General features: G+C 64.7%; 21 protein-coding genes. 2 read left to right on the forward strand and 19 right to left on the reverse strand.

What is annotated here, in order from left to right:
- Positions 1-118: 118 nt before the first annotated feature.
- Together C7G41_RS09575 and C7G41_RS09580 are read left to right on the forward strand one after the other, a co-directional pair.
- Positions 119-1,057: a ring-cleaving dioxygenase gene (locus C7G41_RS09575; protein ID WP_106942340.1), complete on the forward strand. Its 939-nt coding sequence runs from the start codon at positions 119-121 to the stop codon at positions 1,055-1,057.
- Positions 1,054-1,680 (forward strand): alpha/beta hydrolase, encoded by a 627-nt coding sequence (locus C7G41_RS09580; protein ID WP_106942341.1) that lies wholly within the window; start codon positions 1,054-1,056, stop codon positions 1,678-1,680. Before C7G41_RS09575 ends, C7G41_RS09580 begins: the two co-directional genes overlap by 4 nt.
- Positions 1,681-1,723: 43 nt before the next feature.
- Here C7G41_RS09580 and C7G41_RS09585 read toward each other — a convergent pair whose 3' ends face one another.
- From C7G41_RS09585 to chvE, 19 genes are all read right to left on the reverse strand, one after another.
- On the reverse strand, positions 1,724-2,698 hold the full coding sequence (locus tag C7G41_RS09585) for a magnesium transporter CorA family protein (protein WP_106942342.1): 975 nt from the start codon (positions 2,696-2,698) through the stop codon (positions 1,724-1,726).
- 353 nt (positions 2,699-3,051) lie between these two features.
- On the reverse strand, positions 3,052-4,548 hold the full coding sequence (locus tag C7G41_RS09590; protein WP_106942343.1) for an ABC transporter substrate-binding protein: 1,497 nt from the start codon (positions 4,546-4,548) through the stop codon (positions 3,052-3,054).
- 55 nt (positions 4,549-4,603) lie between these two features.
- Positions 4,604-5,608: an ABC transporter ATP-binding protein gene (locus C7G41_RS09595; protein WP_106942344.1), complete on the reverse strand. Its 1,005-nt coding sequence runs from the start codon at positions 5,606-5,608 to the stop codon at positions 4,604-4,606.
- On the reverse strand, positions 5,605-6,618 hold the full coding sequence (locus C7G41_RS09600; protein WP_199198279.1) for an ABC transporter ATP-binding protein: 1,014 nt from the start codon (positions 6,616-6,618) through the stop codon (positions 5,605-5,607). The genes C7G41_RS09595 and C7G41_RS09600 overlap by 4 nt, the downstream gene beginning before the upstream one ends.
- Positions 6,619-6,620: 2 nt before the next feature.
- Entirely contained in the window at positions 6,621-7,514 is an 894-nt protein-coding gene (locus tag C7G41_RS09605) for an ABC transporter permease (RefSeq protein WP_106942346.1), read from the reverse strand.
- Positions 7,511-8,461 (reverse strand): ABC transporter permease, encoded by a 951-nt coding sequence (locus C7G41_RS09610; protein WP_106942347.1) that lies wholly within the window; start codon positions 8,459-8,461, stop codon positions 7,511-7,513. The genes C7G41_RS09605 and C7G41_RS09610 overlap by 4 nt, the downstream gene beginning before the upstream one ends.
- 84 nt (positions 8,462-8,545) lie before the next feature.
- Positions 8,546-9,967, reverse strand: a complete 1,422-nt coding sequence (locus C7G41_RS09615) for an amidase (protein WP_199198280.1) — start codon at positions 9,965-9,967, stop codon at positions 8,546-8,548.
- Between the two features lie 126 nt (positions 9,968-10,093).
- Positions 10,094-11,029, reverse strand: a complete 936-nt coding sequence (locus tag C7G41_RS09620; protein ID WP_106942348.1) for a carbohydrate kinase — start codon at positions 11,027-11,029, stop codon at positions 10,094-10,096.
- Positions 11,030-11,034: 5 nt separating this feature from the next.
- Entirely contained in the window at positions 11,035-12,675 is a 1,641-nt protein-coding gene (locus C7G41_RS09625; protein ID WP_106942349.1) for an FGGY-family carbohydrate kinase, read from the reverse strand.
- A 38-nt stretch (positions 12,676-12,713) separates the two neighbouring features.
- A complete protein-coding gene (locus C7G41_RS09630) occupies positions 12,714-13,487 on the reverse strand; it encodes an SDR family NAD(P)-dependent oxidoreductase (protein WP_106942350.1) in 774 nt (257 codons plus the stop codon).
- A 40-nt stretch (positions 13,488-13,527) separates the two neighbouring features.
- Positions 13,528-14,535, reverse strand: a complete 1,008-nt coding sequence (locus C7G41_RS09635) for an ABC transporter ATP-binding protein (protein ID WP_106942351.1) — start codon at positions 14,533-14,535, stop codon at positions 13,528-13,530.
- A 16-nt stretch (positions 14,536-14,551) separates the two neighbouring features.
- The gene (locus C7G41_RS09640) at positions 14,552-15,382 is read right to left on the reverse strand and encodes a carbohydrate ABC transporter permease (RefSeq protein ID WP_106942352.1); all 831 of its coding nucleotides are present in this window, start codon (positions 15,380-15,382) and stop codon (positions 14,552-14,554) included.
- 3 nt (positions 15,383-15,385) lie between these two features.
- Complete coding sequence (locus C7G41_RS09645; protein WP_199198281.1) at positions 15,386-16,258, reverse strand: carbohydrate ABC transporter permease; 873 nt, start codon at positions 16,256-16,258, stop codon at positions 15,386-15,388.
- Between the two features lie 90 nt (positions 16,259-16,348).
- On the reverse strand, positions 16,349-17,662 hold the full coding sequence (locus C7G41_RS09650; protein WP_106942354.1) for a sugar ABC transporter substrate-binding protein: 1,314 nt from the start codon (positions 17,660-17,662) through the stop codon (positions 16,349-16,351).
- Between the two features lie 313 nt (positions 17,663-17,975).
- Positions 17,976-18,926, reverse strand: coding sequence for a sugar-binding transcriptional regulator (locus tag C7G41_RS09655; RefSeq protein ID WP_106942355.1), 951 nt, complete (start codon positions 18,924-18,926; stop codon positions 17,976-17,978).
- Positions 18,927-18,934: 8 nt separating this feature from the next.
- Positions 18,935-19,594 (reverse strand): HAD family hydrolase, encoded by a 660-nt coding sequence (locus tag C7G41_RS09660; protein ID WP_106942356.1) that lies wholly within the window; start codon positions 19,592-19,594, stop codon positions 18,935-18,937.
- Between the two features lie 72 nt (positions 19,595-19,666).
- Positions 19,667-20,857 (reverse strand): multiple monosaccharide ABC transporter permease, encoded by a 1,191-nt coding sequence (gene mmsB, locus C7G41_RS09665; RefSeq protein ID WP_106942357.1) that lies wholly within the window; start codon positions 20,855-20,857, stop codon positions 19,667-19,669.
- Positions 20,854-22,431, reverse strand: coding sequence for a multiple monosaccharide ABC transporter ATP-binding protein (gene mmsA, locus C7G41_RS09670; protein WP_106942358.1), 1,578 nt, complete (start codon positions 22,429-22,431; stop codon positions 20,854-20,856). Before mmsA ends, mmsB begins: the two co-directional genes overlap by 4 nt.
- A gap of 122 nt (positions 22,432-22,553) precedes the next feature.
- On the reverse strand, positions 22,554-23,627 hold the full coding sequence (chvE, locus tag C7G41_RS09675; RefSeq protein WP_106942359.1) for a multiple monosaccharide ABC transporter substrate-binding protein: 1,074 nt from the start codon (positions 23,625-23,627) through the stop codon (positions 22,554-22,556).
- Positions 23,628-23,685 lie beyond the last annotated feature (58 nt).

Here is a 23,685-nt window from a genome sequence, read left to right on the forward strand (position 1 = left end):
GGCGATTGTTTCCAAATCGTAGACATAGACGTCATATTTGCATGGATTGTCTCCAATCCAAAGCGGAACGATATTTCCGGTCAGAGCAAGACCGCTCCCCGAGCTTTGGAGGACGACAATGTCTGGACTGCACCACGTGACCGCGATCGCCGGCGACCCGATCAGGAATTTCGGCTTCTACACCCGGGATCTCGGCCTGCGCTTCGTCAAGAAGACGGTCAATTTCGACGATCCCGGCACCTATCACTTCTACTACGGCGACGAGACCGGCCGGCCCGGCACCATCCTGACTTTCTTTCCCTGGGCCGGCGTGCCGGCCGGGCGCCGCGGCGTGGGCGAGACCCATCAGACCGCCTTCCGCGTGCCGCAACGCTCGCTCGGCTATTGGACGCAGCGCTTCGTCGAGAAGGGCATCGCTTACGAGGCGCTGGAGAAGCGCTTTGGCGAGTCCGTGCTGCCGTTCACAGACCCTGATGGCATGGCGCTCGCGCTCGTCGGCATTCCCGGTGCCGAGAGCGAGCCGGGCTGGAGCAATGGCGACGTTCCCGCCGAACATGCGATCCGCGGCTTCCACGGCGTGACCTTGCTGCTCGACAGCGCGGCGAAGACGGCTGCCGTCCTCACCGACGTCTTCGGCTTCAAGGAGACGGCGCGCGAAGGCTCGGTGATCCGCTTCAAGGCACAGGGCGACGTCGAAGGCAGCGTCGTCGACATCTACGAGGCCAAGGGCTTCTTGCGCGGGCACCAAGGTGGCGGCTCCGTGCATCACATCGCCTTCCGCGCGGCCGACGACGCCGAGCAGGGAAAGATGGCGCAAAAGCTCGTGAGCAATCACGGCCTGCACCCGACCGAGCAGCGGGACCGCAATTACTTCCGCTCGATCTATTTCCGCGAGCCCGGCGGCGTGCTGTTCGAGATCGCGACCGATATCCCCGGCTTCGCCGTCGACGAGCCCGTCGCGACGCTGGGACGCGACCTCAAGCTGCCGAGCTTCCTCGAAGCGCAGCGCAAGCAGATCGAGGGTGTACTGCCGAATTTGGAAGAGAGGGTGTCGTGACCGAGAATTCATTCATCCATCGTTTCGAGCCCGCGACCGGCGCGGGCTCCTCTCCGCTCCTGCTGCTGCACGGCACGGGTGGCGACGAGAACGACCTGCTCGGGCTTGGCAAGATGATCTCGCCCGGCGCTGCCCTGCTCTCGCCGCGCGGCCGCGTTCTCGAGCACGGCATGCCCCGTTTCTTCCGCCGTCTGGCCGAGGGCGTGTTCGACGAGGACGACGTGCGCCGCCGCGCGCACGAACTCGGCGGCTTCGTCGCGGAGGCGCGGCAGCGATATGGCCTCGCCGCGCCGGTCGCGGTCGGCTTCTCCAACGGCGCCAACATCGCAGCCGCGCTGTTGCTGCTGGAGCCGGACGCGCTGGCAGGCGCGATCCTGCTCCGCGCCATGGTGCCGCTGTCGGATCCGCCGAAGGCTGAGCTCGGCGGCAAGCCCGTCCTGCTTCTGTCAGGGCAGGCTGATCCGATCGTTCCGGCGAGCAATTCGGCGAAGCTTGCCTCGCTGTTGTCGGAAGCCGGAGCGCGGGTCGCACACAAGGTGTTGCCGGCGGGCCATCAATTGTCACAGGCCGATTTGACGCTCGCCCGCGACTGGATCGGCAAATGCGCCGCCGAGGTCGCCTGAGCCCGAAAAGCGGCGCATCGTTTTCGAACGGTGCGCCACGGCTTCATTCGAACCAGCCGCGCCGCTTGAACCAGATCAGCGGCAGCACGCCGCTGGCAATGATGGCGAGCGAGGCCAGCGGATAGCCGAACGTCCAGTCCAGCTCCGGCATGTGCTTGAAATTCATGCCCCAGATGCCGACCAGAATCGTGGGCGGCACGCCGACGACCGAAACGATGGTCAGGATCTTGAACAACTCGTTCTGCTGGATGTTGATGAAGCCGAGCACGGCATCGAGCAGAAGTTGGATCTTATCCGACAATCGCGTCTCGTAATCGCCGAGCGAAGCGACATCTTTGGAGACGGCCTCGAGGCGCTTCTTCGACGCGGCCGTGATCCATTCACTCCCGACATCGCCGGCAAACGAGGCGACGCGGCCGACGCCAAGCAGGACATCGCGCGCCTTGGCGAGCCGATCGGCCAGTTCCCCGATGTTCTCCAGCGCCTCGCGCATCCTGCGGCTGGAGCGGACCGGCCGCTTGGTGCGAACGAGCCCGCCCTTGAAGACATCCCGCGAAAGCCTGTCGACCTTCGCGCCGAGATGCTCAAGGACATCGGCTCCGCGATCGACCATGGCCTCGACCAGACTGGTGAACACGCACATGCCGTTCTCCAGGCTGTCATCGGAACCGATGCGCTTGCCGATGTCCTCGAAGATCGGCAGGTGCGCGAAACGCACCGTCACCAGCACGTGCGGACCGATGACGAATCCCACCGGCGTGATCTCGGCCTCGTTGTTCTCGTTGAGCCGGACCGCCGGCGAGCTGAGATAGAGCGTGCCGTTGTTGAGGATCAGGCGGCTCGACGCTTCGATCTCGCTGAGCGAATCCTCGGACGGGACGCGTATCCCGAGCAATCGTTCGACGAACTGCTTTTCCTCCGCGGTCGCGTCCAAAAGATCAGCCCAGATGATCTCGGACGGCATCTCCCCGCCGATCTTCTGCCAATCGTCGGATGGCCACCTGTACAGCTTGAGCAAGAACCGAACTCCGCATACCCTCGCGCCGGATCGCACGGCATGCGGCCATCCTGCGCCGAGCTAACGCATGAGGGTTCCGAACGTTCAAAGCCGGGGGGAGCATCGGGCCGGCGCAATCAACCAAGCGGGCGCGGCCTCCTTCGATGATGCCATCATGCCAGTGTTTTGCCCGACGGGTCAACGGCATCGCGCAACGCAAAGCCATTCGATCGCGTGGCGCGCAAGCCATTGAAATCACTATCCCCGGCTACTGTGCATGGGGTTGTTTTTCAGGTTTTTGTTTGGACCGGGGTCGTGACGATCTCTTCCGTTGGGAGAGATCGTCACCGACATCACGCAATCGACCTGCGCCCTTACTCCCACGCCCACGTCGAGAAATCGTTCTCGTACTGGGGCACGTCCTTCCAGACGCCCTTCAGCTTCTTGTTGGTGATGGTGATCAGCTGCGGCTGGTACAAATAGCCCGAGACCGCGTCAGTGGCTAGCATGCGCTGGGCGTCGCCGAGAAGCTTGACCCGGGCAGCTTCATCCGGCGTCGACACGATCTGCTTGTAGAGCGCGTTGAAGGCGTCGTTGTTGTAGCCGAGATAGTAGTCCGGCTCGGTGATCTTGACGAGATCGAACGGCTCGACATGGCTGACGATGGTGAGGTCGAAATTGTGCGGACCATTGCCGGCGAACACCTGCGACAGCCATTGCGCCCATTCGACGTTCTCGATCTTGGCGATGATGCCGACCTTGGCGAGCTGGGCCGCGAGGATCTCGCCGCCCTGCCGCGCGTAGGACGGCGGCGGCAGCTTCAGCGAGAGCTCGAGCGGCGTGGTGATGCCGGCCTCGGCGAGGAGCTTCTTGGCCTTCTCGGGATCGTAGGGGTTGATGCCTGTGGTGTCGACGTAGCCGAGCGCGGTCGGGACGTAGAAGCTGCCGATCGGCGTGCCGAAACCATCGACCGCGCCGTCGATCATCGCCTTGCGATCGATCGCGGCGAGGATCGCACGGCGCACGCGGACATCGTCGAGCGGCTTCTTGCGATGGTTGATGCCGACGATGGTCTTCGCTCTGGAGCCGCCGACCATAACGTTGAAGCGCGGATCGGCCTTGAATTGGGCGATGGTGCGCTGGGCCGACACGCGCGGAAACGCGTCGACGTCGCCCGACAGCAGCGCCGCCGTCTGCGCGGACGGATCGGAGATGAAGCGGATCGTCACCTTCGAGAGCTTGATCGCGGCGGCGTTGCGATAGTCGGCCCATTTGGTCAGGGTCATCGAGGAGCCCTTGGCCCAGGCGCCCAGCTGATAGGGCCCGGTCCCGACCGGCTGCGTGATATTGGTGGCAGCGCTCTTCGGCTCGACGATCGAGCCGCTCGCCTGCCCCAGCAGGAACGGCAGGTTCGGCTCGGAATTTTTCAAGGTGATCACGACCGTGTCAGCGTCGGGCGCGTCGACCTTCTCGAAGGCCTGGAACAGGCTCTTGTCCTTGTTGGTGCTGGTGGCGACAGCGTTGCGCTCGAACGAGAACTTCACGGCGGCGGAATCGAACGGCTCGCCATTGTGGAACTTGACGCCCTTGCGCAGCTTGAACGTATAGGTTTTCAGATCGGGCGATGCGGTCCAGCTCTCCGCCAGCAGGGGCGACGTGGTGCCGTCCTCGTTGATCTTGGTCAGGGTCTCATAGATGTTGTAGAGCGTGACCTCGGCGATCGCGGCGGCGGCGGCGTTGGTGGGATCGAGCCCCGGCGGCTCCAGCGCCATCGCCATGACGACGCTGTCCTTCTTGCTCTGCGCCAGCACCGGCAACGGCGCCGCGGCAAGCACGGCGGCGAATGCGACGATCGATAGTTTCCTGAACATGCGTAACTCCCCGGCCTTGTCTTGTCTCAAACCTACGCCAATCCCGCCGCGGACGCTAACCTTCCACGGGCAATTGCGGCAACGCCATCACGGCTTCCGCCTTGTGGCAGGCAGCCAGATGCGTCTCGCCCACCTTGCGTAGCTCAGGCAGAACCTCGCGGCAATGCTGGTCGGCGAGCGCGCATCGTGCGGCATAGGGACACCCGGTCGCGGCCCCCGATTGCGAGGCGATCGCCTGGGCCCCGCGCCGGCGCCGGCCGCCGCCGGCGCGCACTCGCGGCACGGCCTCCAGCAGCGCTCGCGTATAGGGATGGGCGCAGCGCTCGAACAAATCCTCTGGCCGGCCCTGCTCGACGATGCGGCCGAGATACATCACCGCGACCTCGTCGCAGAGATAGTCGACGACGGCGAGGTCGTGGCTGATCAGGACGTAACTCAGGCCGAACTGCTCCTGGAGATCCTGCATCAGGTTGAGCACCTGTGCCTGCACGGAGACGTCGAGCGCGGAGACCGGCTCGTCGGCAACGATCAGCTTCGGTTGGGTGATCAGCGCGCGCGCAATGGCGATGCGCTGGCGCTGGCCGCCGGAGAATTCGTGCGGATATTTCTCCATGTCCGCATCGCGCAAGCCGACCTGACGCAGCACCGCGGCGACGCGGTCGCGGAAGGTGGTGCGGTCGGCGCCATCAAGCACAGTGAGCGGCTCGGCCACGATGCGCGCGATGGTCTGGCGCGGGTCGAGCGATCCGTAGGGATCCTGGAACACCATCTGGAAATCGCGGCGGGCGCGGCGCAGTTCGTCCGCGGAGATGCGGTTGAGGTCGCGGCCGAGCAGCGCAACCTGGCCCGCTGTCGGCCGCTCCAGCGCCATCACCACCCGCGCGAAGGTCGACTTGCCGGAGCCGGATTCACCGACGATGCCGAGGCTCTTGCCGGCATCGACCCGCACGCTGACACCGTTGAGCGCGCGCACCTGCCCCGGCGGGCGGAACACGCTTTCGCGCGGCAGCGTGTAGCGCTGCTCGAGCTCCTTCACGTCGAGAAGAGGTGCCGTGCTCATGTGGGCAACGCTCCGACATTCGCGGCCATGGACACGTCGGTCCGGATGCAGCGCACGAAGTGGCCGGGTCCGACGTCCACCATCAGTGGAAGTGCGGCCCGGCACTGCTCGATCACGAGCGGACACCGGTCGGCGAAGGTGCAACCGGACGGCAGATCGGCGAGCTCCGGCACCGTGCCCGAGATCGTCGTCAGCCGCGTCCCCTTGCGTGCGCCGAGCTTCGGTCGGGCGCGGAACAGGCCCTGCGTGTAGGGGTGTCCCATCCGGCGGAACACCTCGTTGGTCGGTCCGCTCTCGATGATCGTGCCGCCGTACATCACCATCATGCGTTGCACGTTCTCGGCGATGACGCCGAGATCGTGCGAGATCAGGATCATCGACATGCCGCGCTCTTCGACCAGATCGGCGACGAGGTCGAGGATCTGGCCCTGAATGGTGACGTCGAGCGCCGTGGTCGGCTCGTCCGCGATCAGAAGGTCCGGCTCGCAGGCGAGCGCCATCGCAATCGTGACGCGCTGACGCTGGCCGCCGGAAAACTGGTGCGGATAGGCGTCGACGCGCCTGGCCGGATCAGGCAGCCCGACGCGGTCGAGCAAGGCGATCGTTTCTCGCCGCGCCTGCGAGGCGGAGTATTTCCTGTGACGCCGCAGCGGCTCGGCGACCTGATGGCCGATCGTGTGCATCGGGTTGAGCGCGGTCATCGGCTCCTGGAAGATCATGCTGATGCGGTTGCCGCGCAAGCGACAATATTCCGCGTCCGACAATCCGGCGAGTTCGCCGCCATCCAGCTTGATGCTGCCGGTGACGACCGCGCTGTCCGGCAGCAGCCCCATCAGCGACAATGCCGTCACCGACTTGCCGCAGCCGGATTCGCCGACGAGCCCGAGCGTCTCGCCACGCTTCAGGGCAAAGCTGACGCCGCGCACGGCCTGCGCCGGCCCGCGGCTGGTGTTGAGGCGCACGCCGAGATTGGCAACCTCGATCAACGGCATGGTCGGGCGCTCGCCCATTCTCATCGCTCCCGCGCCAGTCGGGGATCGAGCAGATCGCGCAATCCGTCGCCGAGCAGATTGAGGCCGAGCACCGCGATTGCAATCGCAGCGCCCGGATAGACCGCGAGCATCGGCGACTGGAACAGCAGCGTCTGCGCGTCGTTCAGCATCCGCCCCCACGACGGCTGCGGCGGCTGCGTGCCAAGACCGAGATAGGACAGCGCGGCCTCCGCAAGGATTGCGAGCGCAAACTGGATCGTCGCCTGCACGATCAGGATCGACAGGATGTTGGGCAGCACGTGCTCGATGGTGATGCGAAATTTGCCCTTCCCCGCCGCGCGCGCGGCCAGCACGAATTCGCGTGCCCAGATCGCGTTGGCCGAGCCGCGCGTCAGCCGGATCAGCGTCGGGATCTGGAAGATGCCGATGGCGACGATCGAGGTCACCATGCCCGGCCCCACGACCGCGGCGAGCATGATCGCGGAGAGCACGGCCGGAAAGGCAAAGGTGAAATCGGAGAATCGCATGATGATCTCTTCGGTCCAGCCGCGCCTGGCCGACGCGATCAGGCCTAGACAGACGCCGAAGGTGAGACCGATGCTCACCGCGATGATACCGACCATGATGGTGGAGCGGGCGCCGGCGAGCAGCAGCGAGACGATGTCGCGGCCGAAGACGTCGGTGCCGAGCCAGTGCGCGGCCGAGGGCGGCCGGAGCTTTGAGGCGATGTCGATCTCGTAGGCCGACCAGGGCGTCCACACCAGCGACAGCAGCGCCGAGGCGAGCACCAGCAGGCTCAGCGCGCCGCCGAGCACGAAGCTGCGATGACGCAGCGCGCGGCGCCAGAAGGTCCGGGCCGGCAGAGGACGCGCCAAGGCCGGCGCGTCGACGAGGGTGGACAGCGGCACGCTCACAGATCGTGGACCTTGATGCGGGGATCGACGAAGGCATAGAGCACATCGACCACGAAATTGACGATGACCACCATGGTCGCGAGCAGCATCACGCAGTTGCGCACCACGATGAGGTCGCGGTTGGCGATCGACTGGAAGATCAGGCGGCCGAGGCCCGGCAGATAGAACACGTTCTCGATCACGATGGTGCCGGCGAGCAGATTGGCGAATTGCAGGCCCATCACCGTCATCACGGGGATCATGGCGTTGCGCAGCACGTGACTCCACAGCACCTCGCGCTTGCCGAGCCCTTTTGCGCGCGCCGTGCGGACGAAGTCTTCGCGCAGCACTTCCAGCACGGCCGAGCGCGTGACGCGTGCCAGGATCGCGGCCTGCACCACCGCGAGCGAGACCGCCGGCAGCAGCAGCGACTTGATCCCGAGCCAGATGCCGTCCTCCCAGCCGGGAAAACCGCCCGCGGAGAGCCATTGCAGCCGCACCGAGAACAACAGCACCAGCAGGATCGCGAACCAGAAATTCGGCAGCGCGATGCCCACTTGCGTCAGCGACATCACGCCGACGTCGCCGAGCTTGTTGTGGTTGGCGGCGGTGTAGATGCCGGCCGAGAGCGCCAGCGTCACCGTGATCAGCATCGACATCATCGCGAGCGGAATGGTCAGCACCAACCGCTCCGCAATCAAGGCGGCAACCGGCGTGCCGTAGACATAGGAGTTGCCGAGATCGCCGACGAGCAGCCCCTTGATCCATTGCAAATAGCGAACCGCCAGCGGCTGGTCGAGCCCGAGTTTGACGGTGAGCGCGCGCACCGCGTCGGCCGAGGCATCGGCGCCCATCAGCATCTGCGCGGCGTTGCCCGGAAGCGCATCCAGCACCAGGAAAATGATCACGGACGCGCCGACCAGCGTCGCCAGCAAGGTCAGGACACGTCGGAGGACAAATACGCTCATGCGCGCTCGGATTCATGGGGCATCCGCGGCACGATCAACATGTCCGAGCGCCGGAGGCAAGTGCTTTGCTGCATCGCCATCTGCTCAATCGGGCCAGCGGGACAGAAGGCTTTGCGAGGCCTCGAACTGCGCGCTCACGCGCAGCAAGTCCGCATCGGCGCGGAAGCGGCCCACGAGTTGCAATCCGATCGGTAGGCCATCGCGGCCGAAGCCGCAGGGCAGACTGATCGCGGGGTGTCCGGTCATGTTGAACGGCATGGTCCAGGGGAACCAGTGCGGCCGGACGCTGTCAAAGTGCTTGCCGTCGATCTCGATGGTGCCGAACAGGTCCTGATCGATCGGCAGCGCGGTGCGGGTGATGGTCGGCATCGCCAGCAGATGCCCGCGCGCAAGCAGGGATTGCACCCGGCCGAACAGCGCCGTGCGCGCGAACATCGCCTCCTGATAGGCCACGCCGCTGACGTCGGTGGCAAGCGCAAGCTGCTTCCGGAAGGCCTCGCTCAGCGCGTCCCCATGCTCGGCCGCGAGTTTTGCAAAGCGCGTCCGCCAGACCGTGTGATTGATGGCGCGCCAGATCGGCTCGATGTCGAACCCCTCGCCCGAAAACTCCTCGAGCTCGCCACCCAGGCCCGCGAGCCGATCGAGGCTCGCCTTGAAGCCGGCCTCGACATCGGCAGAGACGGGGCGTCCGGGCGGCGACAGGCAGTACAGGATCTTCTGCCCACGCAGATCGCCGCGCGGGGCGGCCGTGCCGATAAAGTCGGGCACGGGAACGCCGATCGACCAGGGATCGCAAGAATCCTCGCCGGCCATCGCCTGCATCATCAGCGCGGTGTCGGCGACGGTCCGCGTCATCGGCGTGACATAGGTCTGGTTGCCGAACACGTCCAGCGCCTGGCTATGCGGGATGACGCCGTTGCTCTGCTTCAGCCCGACCACGCCGTTGCAGGCGGCGGGAATCCGCGTCGAGCCGCCACCATCGGTCGCGATCGCAAGCGGCGCGATGCCGCTCGCCACCGCCACCGCCGCGCCGCCGCTGGAGCCGCCCGACGAGCGCTCGGCGCTCCACGCATTGCGGGTTCGGCCGAACAGCGGCGAGTCGGTCAGGCACTTGCTGCCGAATTCGGGCGTGGTCGTCTTGCCGATCAGGATCGCGCCCTGCGCGCGCAGCCTTGCAACCGCGACGGCATCCTCGGTCGGAACATTGTCCTTGTAGGGAATGGCGCCGAAAGTGGTCTTCACGCCCCTGGTGTTGACGATGTCCTTGACGGTGACGGGGATGCCGTGCAGCAGGCCGAGCGGCTCGCCGGCCATCACCTTGCGCTCCGCCTCGCGCGCCTGCGCCATCGCCTCGTCGCCACACAACGTGATGAAGCAGTTCAACCGGGGCTGGAGCGCCTCGGCGCGCGCGAGCACGGCGCCGACGAGTTCGACGGGGGAGACTTCCTTGCGGTCGATGCGCGCGCGCAATTCGGTGGCGGACAGGAAACAGAGATCGTCGTTCATGGAAGGACCGGCTCGCGTCAGGGTGCGCAGACCTTGCCAGCGTGCACCGATCCTGTCCATTTCGGCTTGCGCATGGCCGCAGTCCACCGAGACAACTCGGAAGTGGGGCGAGGCCTGATGCCCCAGCTACCAGCTCCAGTTGATCTCATGGCTCCACGGCGGGTCGGCACCGGGGCGGGTGCAGGTCAGGCCGGCGCAATTGGCGGCAAAGGACAGTGCACGGTCAAGCTCTTCTGCGCCGATATCCTTCAGTTGCTGTCGGGCGAGACGTCCCTGCTTGTGCAGGGCGAACAACAACGCCGCTTGAAAACTGTCGCCCGCGCCGATGGTGTCGGCAACCGCGACCTTGGGCGCGGCGACCTCGATCTGCCCTGCCCCCGCGTGCCACGCGATCGCGCCGTTGTTGCCGCGGGTGACGACGACGAGGCTCGCACCCCCTGCGAGCAGCGCGCTCGCACGCCGTTGATACGGCTCGTCGCCGAACATGTAGGCAAAATCGACGTCTGACATCTTGATGAGATCGGCGCTGGCCGCGAACTCGGTCATGCGCGCGAGATAAGCCGGCTTGTCCTTCACGAGGTTGGGCCGGCAGTTCGGATCAAAGGAGATGGCCGAGGACGGTCGTGCGTCCGCGACAAGCGCCCTGGTCTCGGTCGCGCCCTGGTCGTTAACGAGCGTGGTCGAGCCGACATGGAGGGCTTCAACCCTATCGAACGGAATGGAGCCGCGCCGGTAGGTCCAGTTCCGCGTCGCGGTCTCGGCATCGTAGAACGCGTAATGCGACTCGCCGGCGACGATGCGAACGAAGGCGAGTGTGGTCTGGTAATCGCTGCTTGTGGCGAGGGCGAGTTCGACATTGGATGCTGCGGCGTGGTCGGCGATCATGCGCCCGAACATGTCCGTCGAGATTCCGCCGACAAAGCCGGTCGGCGCGCCGAGCCGCGCCATGCCGATTGCGACGTTGAGGCAGGAGCCGCCGACAGCCGGCATCACCGCTTCGCGCCCGGCGGGGTTTCGCGTCGGGACGAAATCGATCAGCGCATCGCCGCAGGAAATCAGCATCCGTTTCACACTCCCACTCGCATCGCGGCGCGACTGCCACGATCGACCTCACGCAGCAACTTGTAGACCTCGCGCTTGCGAGCGTGAAAGGAGGCGATGTCGGGCGTGGTCGGCTCACTCTTCCGTCCCAGCGCCGACATTCTTGCCATGGTCTCCCCGATCGAGGCACAGGCGCCGCCGGCGACCGCTCCGAGCATCGCAGCGCCGAGCAGCACCGGCTCGCTGGTCTGCGGCAACGCCACGGTGAGGCCAGTGGTATCGGCCATGATCTGCCGCACCAGCGGACTGCGGCTGGCGCCGCCGCCCATGATCATGATGCTGGCATGGACGCCGTGCGCGGCAAAGGCCTCGATCACCTCGGCAAGCCCATAGGCGAGCCCGCACAGACCGGCGACGAACAGCCGTTCCATCGAGGCGATGTCGGTGTCGAGATCGAGGCCCGCGATCACCGCGCGCGTGTCAGGGTCGGCGTAGGGCGAGCGGTTGCCGATGAACTCGGGAAGCACGTGGACGTCGCGGGCCAGCAATGTGGCGCGGCTGGCGCCGCCTGCGCGCGCGATGATGCGGCGCTCGAGAAACTCGATGAGGTCGAGGCTCTCGACGCGCGCAGCCGCGCTCGCTTCGGCGTGGCCGGGATGCGACTTGAGGAGATGATCGATCGCCGCGCCCGCAGCCGACTGACCGCCTTCGTTGAGCCAGAAATCCGGTACCATGCCGGAGTAATAAGGACCCCACACACCCGGCACGAAGCACGGCTCCCTGGTCGTCGCCATGATGCAGGCCGACGTTCCCATGATGTAGGCAAGGCGATCGGAGACATCTGTCGCGCCGTCCGATTCATCGCGTCCGCCGATGGCGCCGACGCCGCCGGCATGCGCATCGATCAGGGACGCTCCGACCGGTGTACCCGCTGACAGGCCGAGATCGGCCGCGGCAGTGCGGGAGAGACCTGCACCCAGGCGCGTACCGGGGGCGACGATCTCGGTGCCGATCCGGGCGTATTTCTCGTTGACGAAATCCGACAGGCCAATGCGCTTGAAGAATGGCGCGCTCCAGCCGCCGCCATCGTGGGCAAGATAGTTCCATTTGCAGGTGACTGTGCAGGTCGAGCGTTGCAACGAGCCGGTGGCGCGCCAGGTCAGATAATCCGCCAGATCGAAGAAGTGCCCTGCAGCGTCGAAGCTCGCGCGCATGTGCCGCTTCAACCACAGCAGCTTCGGCATCTCCATCTCGGGCGAGATCGAGCCGCCGACATAGCGCAGCACGGCATCACCGGTTTCGTTGATCAGCCGCGCCTCGGCCGTGGCGCGGTGATCCATCCAGACGATGACGTTGCGCTGCCTGTCGCCGGAGGCGCTGACGGTGAGCGGCTCGCCTTGCCGATCGAGCACCACGAGAGAACAGGTGGCGTCGAAACCGATACCGCCGATGCTGTCGGGCGCGATGGCAGCTTCCGCCATCGCGGCGCGAACCGATGCCGTGCAAGCGTCCCAGATATCCTGGGACGACTGTTCGACGATGTCGCCGGCCTCGTGCCATATCCTGATCGGATGCCGTGCGATTGCCAGCAAGGTGCCGGCCTCGTCAAACACCCCTGCCCGCGTGCTCGTGGTCCCTACATCGACGCCGATATACGCTCGCGGCATTGTCGCTCCCGGAAGCTCTCGTCAGTTTTGACGCAAGCCTACCAGCAAGTGTAGCCGCCATCTACCAGCACGATGCTGCCGGTCATCAAGCTCGCGGCCTCCGAGGCAAGGAACAGCACGACTGAGGCGATCTCATCGACCTGCCCCATCCGTGCCATCGGGGTTCCACCGATCCAGGCGTCGTACATTCTCGGATTGCTCTTCACGAAGGCGTTGAGCGGCGTCTCGATATAGGTCGGCGCCACCGCGTTGACGCGGACGCCACGCGCGCCCCATTCGGCAGCCAGCGATTTCGTGAGATGGTGCACGCCGGCCTTGGACGCATTGTAGAAGCACTGCTCCTGCGGCTTGTTGACGATGAAACCCGACATCGATCCGATATTGACGATGGCGCCGCTCTTGGCGTTGAGCATGTGCTTGCCGAACTCGCGGCAGCACCAGAAAGTGCCGTTGAGATTGACGTCGATGACGTTGAGCCAGTGCTCGTCCGTCACGGTCTCCGCGGGCGTCTCGCTGCGGGCGATGCCGGCGTTGTTGACCAGGATGTCCACCTTGCCGTGACGTGCGACGAGGTCACTCGCGACCTCCGCCACCCGCTTGGTGTCCGTGACGTCCATGATCGCCGTCTCGGCGTCGAAGCCCTTTGCCTTCAGACTGGCTTTCGCACTGTCGGCGACCTTGCTGTCACGATCGCCGATGACAACCCTGGCGCCGGCTTCAGCCAGCGCTTCGGCGCAGGCAAGCCCGATGCCCTGCCCGCCGCCGGTGATGAACGCCGTCTTGCCGTTCAGCTTGAATTTTTCCAGGTACATGTTGCTCTTTCCGCCTCTTGCCGTTTCTTGCCGTTTCTTGTCAGCGCCTGATAGCGTTGCCGCTTGCGTCGAAGCGATGGATGCGCGCAGGCTCCGGCACCAGCGATACATGGTCGCCGGCGTGCAGGCTCAATTCGCCGATGTAGCGCGCCGTCAGCATGCCGAGCTGTCCGGCATCGACATAGAGGAATGTGTCGCTGCCGAGATGCTCGGCCACTGCGATCGTGCCCTGCCAGCCGCCGGCACCGTCACGCTCGATCTTGAGATGCTCCGGCCGTACGCCGATCGTGGCGGCGCCCTTCTGCAACGCGTGCTCGCCGGTGACGAAGTTCATCTTCGGCGAGCCGATGAAGCCGGCGACGAAGAGGTTGGCCGGCTTCTCGTAGAGCTCCAGCGGCGAGCCGTACTGCTCGATCTTGCCGCCGTTGAGTACCACGATCTTGTCGGCCATGGTCATGGCCTCAACCTGGTCGTGGGTGACATAGATCGCGGTGGTGCCGAGCTGCTTCTGGAGCCGCGTCACCTCGATCCGCATTTGCACGCGCAACGCCGCGTCGAGATTGGAGAGTGGCTCGTCGAACAGAAAGGCCTTGGGCTCGCGGACGATGGCACGCCCGATCGCGACGCGCTGGCGCTGGCCGCCGGAGAGCTCGCGCGGCTTGCGATCGAGATAAGGCGTAAGGTTCAGCGTCGCGGCGGCAGCCTCGACCTTGCGGTTGGTCTCGTCCTTGGAAAGGCCCGCCATCTTCAGGCCGAAACCGATATTGCCGCGCACGCTCATATGCGGATAGAGCGCATAGGACTGGAACACCATCGAAAGCCCGCGTTTGGCCGGTGGCGTGTCGACCACGTTCTTGCCGTCGATCAGGATCTTGCCGCCGGAGACGTCCTCGAGCCCCGCGATCAGCCGCAAGAGCGTTGTCTTGCCGCAGCCCGATGGCCCCACGAACACCACGAACGACCCATCGGCGATCTCGAGGTCCGCGCCCTTGATGATGTGCACGGGGCCGAAGGATTTCTGCACGTCCTGAAGTGTGATCTGACCCATGATCCGGCAGCCCTTCTTACTTTACCGCGCCAAAGGTGAGCCCGCGGACGAGCTGCTTCTGGCTGAACCAACCGAGGACGAGAATGGGCGCGATCGCCAGCGTCGACGCCGCCGACAGCTTTGCCCAGAACAGCCCTTCCGGGCTCGAATAGGACGCGATGAACGTGGTGAGCGGCGCGGCGTTCGAGGTCGACAGATTGAGCGTCCAGAACGCCTCGTTCCAGGCCAAGATCAGGTTCAGCAGCATGGTCGATGCGAGCCCCGGGATCGCCATCGGCGTCAGGACATAGACCAGCTCGCGGCCGATGGTGGCGCCGTCCATGCGCGCGGCTTCCAGGATGTCGCGCGGGATCTCCTTGAAATAGGTGAAGAGCATCCAGATCACGATCGGCAAATTGCCGAGGCACAGGATGAAGACGAGACCGATGCGGGAATCGAGCAGGCCGAAGGACTTGTAGATCAGGTAGATCGGCACCAGCACGCCGACCGGCGGCATCATCTTGGTCGAGAGCATCCAGAGCAGGATGTCCTTGGTGCGCTTGGTCGGCGAGAACGCCATCGACCAGGCGGCGGGGATCGCGATCAGCAGTGCGATCAAGGTCGAGCCGCCGGCGATGATGATCGAGTTCATCGCGTGGAGGAAATAGTCGCTGCGCTCCTGCACGGTCGCGTAGTTCTCCGTGGTCCAGTGGAAGAACAGGAACGACGGCGGAATCGCGAAGGCCTCAAGTTCGGTCTTGAAGCTCGCCAATACCATCCAGAGGATCGGGAAGAAGATCAGGAAGCCGAAGAACCACGCCCCGATCGTCGAGATCACCACCCGCCGCGTCGTCGCCATCCGCGCCATGTCTCATGCCTCCAGATTGCGGCCGACGATGCGGACCAGGAAGAAGGCTACGACGTTGGCGATTGCGACAGCGACGAGGCCACCCGCCGAGGCGGTGCCGACATCGTACTGAATCAGTGCCTGCGAATAGATCAGGAAGGCGATGTTGGTGGTCGACAGTCCCGGGCCGCCGCCCGTGGTAACGTAGATCTCGGCAAAGACGGTGAGCAGGAAGATCGTCTCGATCAGGATCACCACCGTGATGGGACGCGCGAGGTGCGGCAGCGTGATGTAGATGAAGGTCGAGACCGCGCTGGCACCGTCCATTTCAGCGGCTTCCTTCTGCTCCTCGTCGAGCGATTGCATCGCGGTGAGCAAAATCAGCGTCGCGAACGGCAGCCATTGCCAGGACACGATCAGAATTACGGCCAGCAGCGGCGCGTCGGTAAACCAGTCGATCGGCGTCAACCCGAACACCGACGCGATCCAGGCAAACAGCCCGGATACCGGATGCATCAACAGGTTCTTCCAGACCAGCGCGCTCACCGTCGGCATGACGAAGAACGGGGCGATCACCATCAGCCGCACGATGTTGAGGCCGATCACGGGCTGGTCGAGCAACAGCGCCAGCGGAATTCCGAGCAGGACGGTCAGCGCCAGCACCGAGCCGACCAGCACCAGCGTGTTCTGAAGCGACGCGAGGAACGCGGGATCGGTGAGGAAGTAGCGGAAATTTTCCAGCCCAACGAACGTTTCGGAGCCGGGATCGAGCAGGCTGTAATGCAGCGTCGAGAAATAGATCGTCAGCGCGAGCGGGACGATCATCCAGATGAACAGCAGCCCGACCGCCGGCGTCAGGAGCGTCCGTGCGAGAAGCTGCGTCTGCCGGGTTGCCATTGTTGGCTTCTCCGCTTGCGGGAAGAAGGCGGCCATCCATCTGGAGCGGTGGATGGCCGCAAGTTTGAGCTCAGGAGGGAGAGCTCGAGCTCACTTGATGTAACCCGCGCGCTTCATCTCGCGCTCGGTTGAAGATTGCGCCGCGGTGAGCGCGGCATCGACCGTCATCGATCCCGCAAGCGCGGCCGAGAATTGCTGGCCCACCTGCGTGCCGATGCCCTGGAATTCGGGGATCGCCGCATATTGCACGCCGACATAGGGCACCGGCTTCACCGTAGGCTTGTTCGGATCGGCGGCATCGATCGAGGCCAGCGTCAGCTTGGCGAATGGGGCGACCTTCAGATATTCAGGGTTCTGATAGAGCGAGGTTCGGGTGCCCGGCGGCACATTGGCCCAACCCTCCTTCGCAGCCACGACCTTGGTGTAATCCTTGCTGGTGGCCCAGGCGATGAACTTCTCGGCGGCTTCCGCCTTCTTCGAGCCGGCGGGGATTGCGAGATTCCAGGCCCACAGCCAATTGGCGTTCTTGCCGAGGCCGGTGTTGGGCGCCATCGCAAAGCCGACCTTGTCGGCGACCTTGGAGTCCTTCGGGTTGGTGACGAAGGACGCCGCGACGGTGGCATCGATCCACATTGCGCACTTGCCGGCATTGAACAGTGCGAGGTTCTCGTTGAAGCCGTTCGAGCTCGCGCCGGGAGGGCCGGCCTGCTTCATCAGGTCGACATAGGTCGTGAGCGTCGCCTTCCATTCCGGCGTGTTGAACTGCGGCTGCCACTTCTCGTCGAACCAGCGCGCTCCGTAGGAATTGGCCATGGCGGAGAGGAACGCCATGTTCTCGCCCCAGCCGGCCTTGCCGCGCAGGCAGATGCCGTAGACGCCGGCGCTCTTGTCGGTGAGCTTCTTGGCGGCGTCGACGACGAAATCCCAGGTCGGGCTTTCCGGCATCTTGAGGCTGGCCTTGTCGAACAGGTCGGTGCGGTACATCACCATCGAGCTCTCGCCGTAGAACGGCGCGGCGTAGAGCTTGCCGTCGACGGAGACCGCATCCTTGATCTTGGGCAGGAGGTCGGCGATGTCGTAGTCGGCGCCGAGATTGGCGAGCGGCACCAGCCAGCCCTTCTTGGCCCAGATCGGCACCTCGTAGGTGCCGATGGTGAGAACGTCGAACTGGCCGCCCTTGGTGGCGATGTCGGTGGTGACGCGCTGGCGCAGCACGTTCTCCTCGAGGGTCACCCACTTGACCGATATATCGGGGTTCTTCTTGGTGAATTCAGCGGTCAGCCCCTGCATGCGGATCATGTCGCCGTTGTTCACGGTGGCGATCGTCAGGGTCGTTTCGGCCATCGCGGGGACGGCCAGCAACAGGCAAGACGCGCCGCAAACGGCGCCGAGGACGTGTTTCACGGAGACCTCCCTAGGATCGCGTTTTGAGCATATGCCCACGCGTTGGGCGTATGTTCGACTGAGGGCAGGCCGTTGTCAAGCAGACACAAAGATGTTCGCGCAACTTATGAGTGCTGCGATGCGGCAGGGCAGCTCTCGCCTCGGCCTCCCCGTCATGCCCCGCGAAAGCGGGGCATCCAGTACTCCGTGCCGTCTGTTGGTTTGCCCCAAGCTTGGCCGCGGCGTACTGGATCGTTCGCCTTTGCGGACGATGACAGTGTGGTGTGAGGAAAGACCGCCCGCCTCGCCGCCACGCAGAAACAGCGAGCCCGCCTCAGCGCTCCAGAATCGCCCTTGCGGTCGCCTCGTCCGTGATCAGCCCGTTGATCAACCGTCCGTTTAACGCCGCCGCGATCGCCGCGACCTTGGCCGCACCGACCGCAGCGCCGATCGTCGTGGTCTTCGCCGGGACCTCCGGCGGGATGCTGGTCAGGCGCCTGTTGGTGCCGGCTTTCAGCAGGCGGCCCTTGGAATCATAGGCCCAGCCGGTGATTTCGCCGATCGCCCCTTGCCGCATCATCTCGAACAACTCGTCGCGGGTGACGAAGCCGTCGACATGGACCTGCGCCTTCTGATCCATCTGGCCGATGCCGACGAGGCGCAAATCCGCCTTCGCCGCGACCGCCTTCACCTTCGCGATCGGCTCGATCCGAACCATCTTGTTGCGCTCGTCCTCGGACGACATCAGGAACGGCAGCGGCATCGGATAGTGCCGCGCGCCGGTGCGGTCGGCGAGCCGGCCGACGGTATCGTAGAAGCTCGCCGAACCGTCGGCGGAGATATTGCCGACCAGCGAGACGATCTGGTGATTGGGCCGGTCGATCGGCGTGACGCGCTCGACCGCGGCGCGCACCGCTCGGCCCGTTCCAAGCGCGACGATGACGGGGGTCTCCGAACGCAGGGTGGAATCGAGCAGGTTGGCGCAGCGTTCGGCAATGCCGGCTGTGGCCTGCGGCGCGGCGGGATCGGCCGGCACCACCTCGCAATGGGCAAGGTCGAAACGCTCCTTCAGACGCGCCGCCAATTCCATGCACGCGGCGATGGGATGTTCGAGCCGGAAGGTGATGAGCCGTTCGGCCAGACACAGCGACACTAGCCGCTGCGCCGACGCGCGCGACACCTGGAGCATCTTCGCGATCTCGTCCTGGGTGTGACCGGCAATGAAATAGAGCCAGCCGGCACGCGCGGCGTCATCGAGCCTGGACTTTTCGTTCTCGGCGGCCATGGCGGGCGTCAGGCGTCCTTCCAGAAATCGAGCATGCGCGCGAAGACCCGGTCGGCCCCCGCACCCGACAGTATAGCCTGCCCGTCGCGTCCGCGATAATGGCTGCCGCCGGCAAATCCCCAGACCGTCATGCCGGCCGACTTGCCCGCCTGCACGCCGCTCGCACTGTCCTCGATCACCAGCGTGCGCGCAGGTCGCGCGCCCATCTGCTCGGCCGCGTGGAGAAAGAGATCGGGCGCCGGCTTGCCGTGCCTGACCATCTGCGCGGTGTAGATCCGGTCGCCGAAATGCGCCCGCAGGCCGGTGACGTCAAGGGAGAGCGCGACGCGGTCGATGTCGCTGGACGAGGCCACGCAATATGGCATGCGCAGGCCGGACAGGACGGTCTCGACATCCAGAACCGGACGGAGCGCCTTCTCGAAGGCGGCCAGGACGCGCGATTTCAGCCGCAGAGGAAAATCGACCGGCAATGTTTGGCCGAGCACGAGATAATGCTGCGTGACCGCGCTCGTGCTTCGGCCGAGAAACAGATCGAGCGCCTGCGCAAGCGTCAGGGATATCCCGGATACGGATAGCTCGTCGGATAGGCACTGGCAGCTCAACAACTCACTGTCGACGAGCACGCCGTCGCAATCGAAGATGATCAGATCGAACTGGCCGTGGTCCATCCGGCCATTCGATCATATGCTCAACTGTTGGGCAATAGCTCACCGAAGCCGATCGTGGTCGGCGGCTGCCCCCTATCTCCGCTGATTATAAACGTCGATGCACACCGCGCCGAGCAGGACCAGACCCTTGATGACCTGCTGATAGTCGATGCCGATGCCGAGGATGGACATGCCGTTGTTCATCACACCCATGATCATGGCGCCGACCACGGCACCGCCGACGCGGCCGACACCGCCATAGGCCGAGGCGCCCCCAATGAAGCAGGCGGCGATGACGTCGAGCTCGAAGCCGAGACCCGCCTTCGGCGTTGCGGTGTTGAGGCGCGCGGCGAAGACGAGGCCGGCGAGCGCGGCGAGCACGCCCATGTTAACGAAGGTGAGGAAGGTCAACCGTTCCGTCTTGATGCCCGACAGGCTTGCGGCCTTGGCGTTGCCGCCGACCGCATAGATTTGCCGGCCGATCACGGTGCGGCGGGTGACGAAGCCGTAGAGCGCGATCAACGCCCCCATGATCACCAGCACGTTGGGCAGGCCGCGATGCGAGGCAATCAGATAGGTGAAATAGAGCACGGCGCAGGCGAGTAGGATGCTCTTGCCGAGGAAGAACGCGTAGGGTTCGACTTCGATGCCGTGCAACTGCTCGCGCGACCTTCCCCTGGCGCTGGCGTAGACGAGGCCGAGCGCGAGCACCGCACCGATCAGCATGGATGTCGGATGCAGTGTGCCGGCCTCCGGCAAGAGCTCGGGAATGAAGCCGGAGGACAGTTTCTGGAAGGTCGCCGGGAACGGTCCGAGCGACTGGCCCTGCAACACCGCGAGCGCGAGGCCCTTGAACACCAACATGCCCGCCAGCGTCACGATGAAGGACGGTATCTTGAAATAGGCCACCCAATAGCCCTGCGCGGCGCCGATTGCCGCGCCCAGCAGCAGGCAGGCGATGAAGGCGAGCGTATAGTCGACCTTGTATGTCACCATCAGCACGGCGGCGACTGCGCCGACGAAGCCCGCGACCGAGCCGACTGAGAGGTCGATATGGCCGGTGACGATGACGAGCAGCATGCCCAGCGCCATGATGACGATGTAGCTGTTCTGGAGCACCAGATTGGTCAGGTTGAGCGGCTGCAGCAGCGTGCCGCCGGTCATGACCTGGAAGAACAGCATGATCGCGATCAGCGACATCAGCATGCCGTAGTTGCGCAGATTGTTTTTGATGAAGCTGCCCTGCCGGCGCTCCTCGGGCAGCGAAACCGTCTTGTCGGTCATGGCTGCGATCCTCCCATCTCGGCACCCGCCAGGGCGCGGCTTCCATAATTTCTATCGTTGCGCATGATGGCGCGCATGATCTTTTCCTGCGTCGCTTCGGTGCCGGGGAACTCGCCGACGAAGGCGCCGTCGTTCATGACACAGATGCGGTCGCAGATACCGAGCAGCTCGGGCATCTCCGAGGAGATCACCACCACGCCGCGGCCGGCTTCTGCAAGCTCGTTGATGATACAGTAGATCTCGTATTTGGCACCGACGTCGATGCCCCTTGTCGGCTCGTCCAGGATCAAGACCTTGGGGTCGGTCATCAGCCATTTCGACAGCACGACCTTCTGCTGGTTGCCGCCGGAGAGCTGGCCGGTCTCCTGATAGACGTCCGAGCAGCGGATGCGCATCCGGTTGCGGTAGTCGCTGGCGACCTTCAGCTCGGCGATGTCGTCGATCACGCGGTTCGGCGCGACCTGGTCGAGGCTTGCGAGCGTGATGTTCTTCCGGACGTCGTCGGCGAGGATCAGTCCGAGCTGCTTGCGGTCCTCGGTGACATAGGCAAGGCCGGCGTCGATCGCGGCCGCGACGTTCGGCAGCACGATCTCGTGGCCCTCGAGCCGGATGCGACCGCTGATCGTGGTGCCCCAGGACCGGCCGAACAGGCTCATGGCGAATTCGGTGCGGCCGGCGCCCATCAATCCGGCAATGCCGACGACCTCGCCGCGTTTCACGCTGAAATCGACGTTCTTGATCACCTGTCGCTCGGGATGGATGGGATGGTAGACCGACCAGTTCTCCACGGTGAGGACGGGCTCGCCGATCTTTGCGCTGCGCTCCGGAAAGCGATGGGCGAGATCGCGGTTGACCATGCTGCGGATGATGCGGTCTTCCTGGATCGGCTCGGCGCGGCAGTCGATGCCGTCAACAGTGCGGCCGTCGCGCAGCACCGTGATGTGGTCGGCGACGCGGGCAACCTCGTTCAGCTTGTGCGAGATCAGGATCGAGCCGATGCCCTGCTCGCGGAAGGCCATGAGACGTTCGAGCAGCGCGGCACTGTCGGCCTCGTTGAGGCTGGCGGTCGGCTCGTCCAGGATCAGCATCCGCACCCGCTTGGACAGCGCCTTGGCGATCTCGACGAGCTGCTGCTTGCCGACGCCGAGATCGGTGATCAGCGTATCCGGCGATTCCTTGAGGCCGACCTGCGCCAGCAGGTCCCGCGTGCGCCGATAGACCTCGTCGCGATCGATGACGCCGAGCTTGGACGGCGGATGCGACAGGAAGATATTTTCGGCAATCGACATCAGCGGGATCAGCGCCAGCTCCTGATGGATGATGATGATGCCGAGCGCCTCGGAATCGTTGATGTCGCGGAAGCGGCGCTCTTCGCTATCAAAGATGATGGTGCCCTCGTAGCTGCCGGCCGGGTAGACGCCGCTGAGCACCTTCATAAGCGTCGACTTGCCGGCACCGTTCTCGCCGACGAGGGCGTGGATCTGCCCGGCTTCCACCGAGAAGTTGACATCGCGCAGCGCCTGCACGCCGGAAAAGCTCTTGCTGACGTTGCGCATCTCCAGCATCGCGGTCATGATTTCACGTCCCTGCAAATTCACCGTCGTTCCGGGGCGCCCCAAAAGGGCGAACCCGGAACCTCGAGGTTCCGGGTTCGATGCTTCGCATCGCCCCCGGAATGACTGAGCAAAACAGACTCCTACTGGAACTGCGCCTTCTTGTAGTAGCCGCTGTCGACCAGGACCTTCTCCCAATTGTCCTTGTAGACCACGACCGGCTTGAGCAGATAGGACGGCACGGTCTTGGCGCCGTTCTCGTAGGTCTTGGTATCGTTGACGGTGACCTGCTTGCCGGCAAGCGCAGCGTCGACCATGTCGGCGGTCACCTTGGCGAGATCGCGGGTGTCCTTGAAGATGGTCGAATACTGATCGCCGCGCAGCATCGCCTTGATCGAGGGCACCTCGGCATCCTGGCCCGAGATGACAGGCATCGGCTGGCCGGCGCTGCCATAACCGACGCCCTTCAGCGAGGAGATGATGCCGATCGACAGGCCGTCATAGGGCGACAACACCGCGTTGACCTTCTTGTTGCCGTAGTAGGCGCTGAGCAGATTGTCCATGCGGGCCTGCGCGGTGGCGCCGTCCCAGCGCAAGGTCGCGACCTTGTCCATGCCCATCTGGCCGGAGACGACGACGAGCTTGCCGCTGTCGATGTACGGCTTCAGCACGCTCATCGCGCCGTTGTAGAAGAAGTAGGCATTGTTGTCGTCGGGCGAGCCGCCGAACAGCTCGATGTTGAACGGACCCTTGCCCTCCTTGAGGCCGAGACCCTGCACGATCGAGTCGGCCTGGAGCACGCCGACCTGGAAATTGTCGAAGGTCGCGTAATAGTCGACGTTCGGCGTACCGCGGATCAGGCGGTCATAGGCGATCACGGTGATGCCTTTTGCTTTGGCCTGCTTGAGCACGTCGGACAGCGTGGTGCCGTCGATCGCGGCGATCACCAGCGCTTTCGCGCCCTTGGTCACCATGTTCTCGACCTGCGAAAGCTGGTTCGGAATGTCGTCCTCGGCATATTGCAGGTCGGTGTTGTAGCCGCGCTCTTTCAGCACCTTGACCATGTTGTTGCCGTCGTCGATCCAGCGCGCCGACGATTTGGTCGGCATGGCGATGCCGACAGTTGCCTTGTCCTGGGCTGAGGCGGTGACGCCCGCGGCCATTGTCGCAGCGCCGGCCAGCGCCAACGCGAGGAATGTCGTCTTCAGTTTCAACATGTTTCACTCCCTTGGGTGTCAGATTGTTTCTTCGTAGAGTCGAGAACGTCGGTCGTGT

It is taken from the genome of Bradyrhizobium sp. MOS002, assembly GCF_003020115.1.
In the GTDB taxonomy this organism is placed as follows: domain Bacteria; phylum Pseudomonadota; class Alphaproteobacteria; order Rhizobiales; family Xanthobacteraceae; genus Bradyrhizobium.

What these genes read in the sequence shown, in the direction of transcription:
- C7G41_RS09575 (WP_106942340.1), top strand. Translation starts at nt 119, where the DNA reads ATGTCTGGACTGCACCACGTGACCGCGATCGCCGGCGACCCGATCAGG.
- C7G41_RS09590 (WP_106942343.1), bottom strand. Translation starts at nt 4,548, where the DNA reads ATGTTCAGGAAACTATCGATCGTCGCATTCGCCGCCGTGCTTGCCGCG.
- C7G41_RS09595 (WP_106942344.1), bottom strand. Translation starts at nt 5,608, where the DNA reads ATGAGCACGGCACCTCTTCTCGACGTGAAGGAGCTCGAGCAGCGCTAC.
- C7G41_RS09600 (WP_199198279.1), bottom strand. Translation starts at nt 6,618, where the DNA reads ATGGGCGAGCGCCCGACCATGCCGTTGATCGAGGTTGCCAATCTCGGC.
- C7G41_RS09610 (WP_106942347.1), bottom strand. Translation starts at nt 8,461, where the DNA reads ATGAGCGTATTTGTCCTCCGACGTGTCCTGACCTTGCTGGCGACGCTG.
- C7G41_RS09615 (WP_199198280.1), bottom strand. Translation starts at nt 9,967, where the DNA reads ATGAACGACGATCTCTGTTTCCTGTCCGCCACCGAATTGCGCGCGCGC.
- C7G41_RS09620 (WP_106942348.1), bottom strand. Translation starts at nt 11,029, where the DNA reads ATGCTGATTTCCTGCGGCGATGCGCTGATCGATTTCGTCCCGACGCGA.
- C7G41_RS09625 (WP_106942349.1), bottom strand. Translation starts at nt 12,675, where the DNA reads ATGCCGCGAGCGTATATCGGCGTCGATGTAGGGACCACGAGCACGCGG.
- C7G41_RS09630 (WP_106942350.1), bottom strand. Translation starts at nt 13,487, where the DNA reads ATGTACCTGGAAAAATTCAAGCTGAACGGCAAGACGGCGTTCATCACC.
- C7G41_RS09635 (WP_106942351.1), bottom strand. Translation starts at nt 14,535, where the DNA reads ATGGGTCAGATCACACTTCAGGACGTGCAGAAATCCTTCGGCCCCGTG.
- C7G41_RS09640 (WP_106942352.1), bottom strand. Translation starts at nt 15,382, where the DNA reads ATGGCGCGGATGGCGACGACGCGGCGGGTGGTGATCTCGACGATCGGG.
- C7G41_RS09645 (WP_199198281.1), bottom strand. Translation starts at nt 16,258, where the DNA reads ATGGCAACCCGGCAGACGCAGCTTCTCGCACGGACGCTCCTGACGCCG.
- C7G41_RS09655 (WP_106942355.1), bottom strand. Translation starts at nt 18,926, where the DNA reads ATGGCCGCCGAGAACGAAAAGTCCAGGCTCGATGACGCCGCGCGTGCC.
- C7G41_RS09660 (WP_106942356.1), bottom strand. Translation starts at nt 19,594, where the DNA reads ATGGACCACGGCCAGTTCGATCTGATCATCTTCGATTGCGACGGCGTG.
- mmsB (WP_106942357.1), bottom strand. Translation starts at nt 20,857, where the DNA reads ATGACCGACAAGACGGTTTCGCTGCCCGAGGAGCGCCGGCAGGGCAGC.
- mmsA (WP_106942358.1), bottom strand. Translation starts at nt 22,431, where the DNA reads ATGACCGCGATGCTGGAGATGCGCAACGTCAGCAAGAGCTTTTCCGGC.
- chvE (WP_106942359.1), bottom strand. Translation starts at nt 23,627, where the DNA reads ATGTTGAAACTGAAGACGACATTCCTCGCGTTGGCGCTGGCCGGCGCT.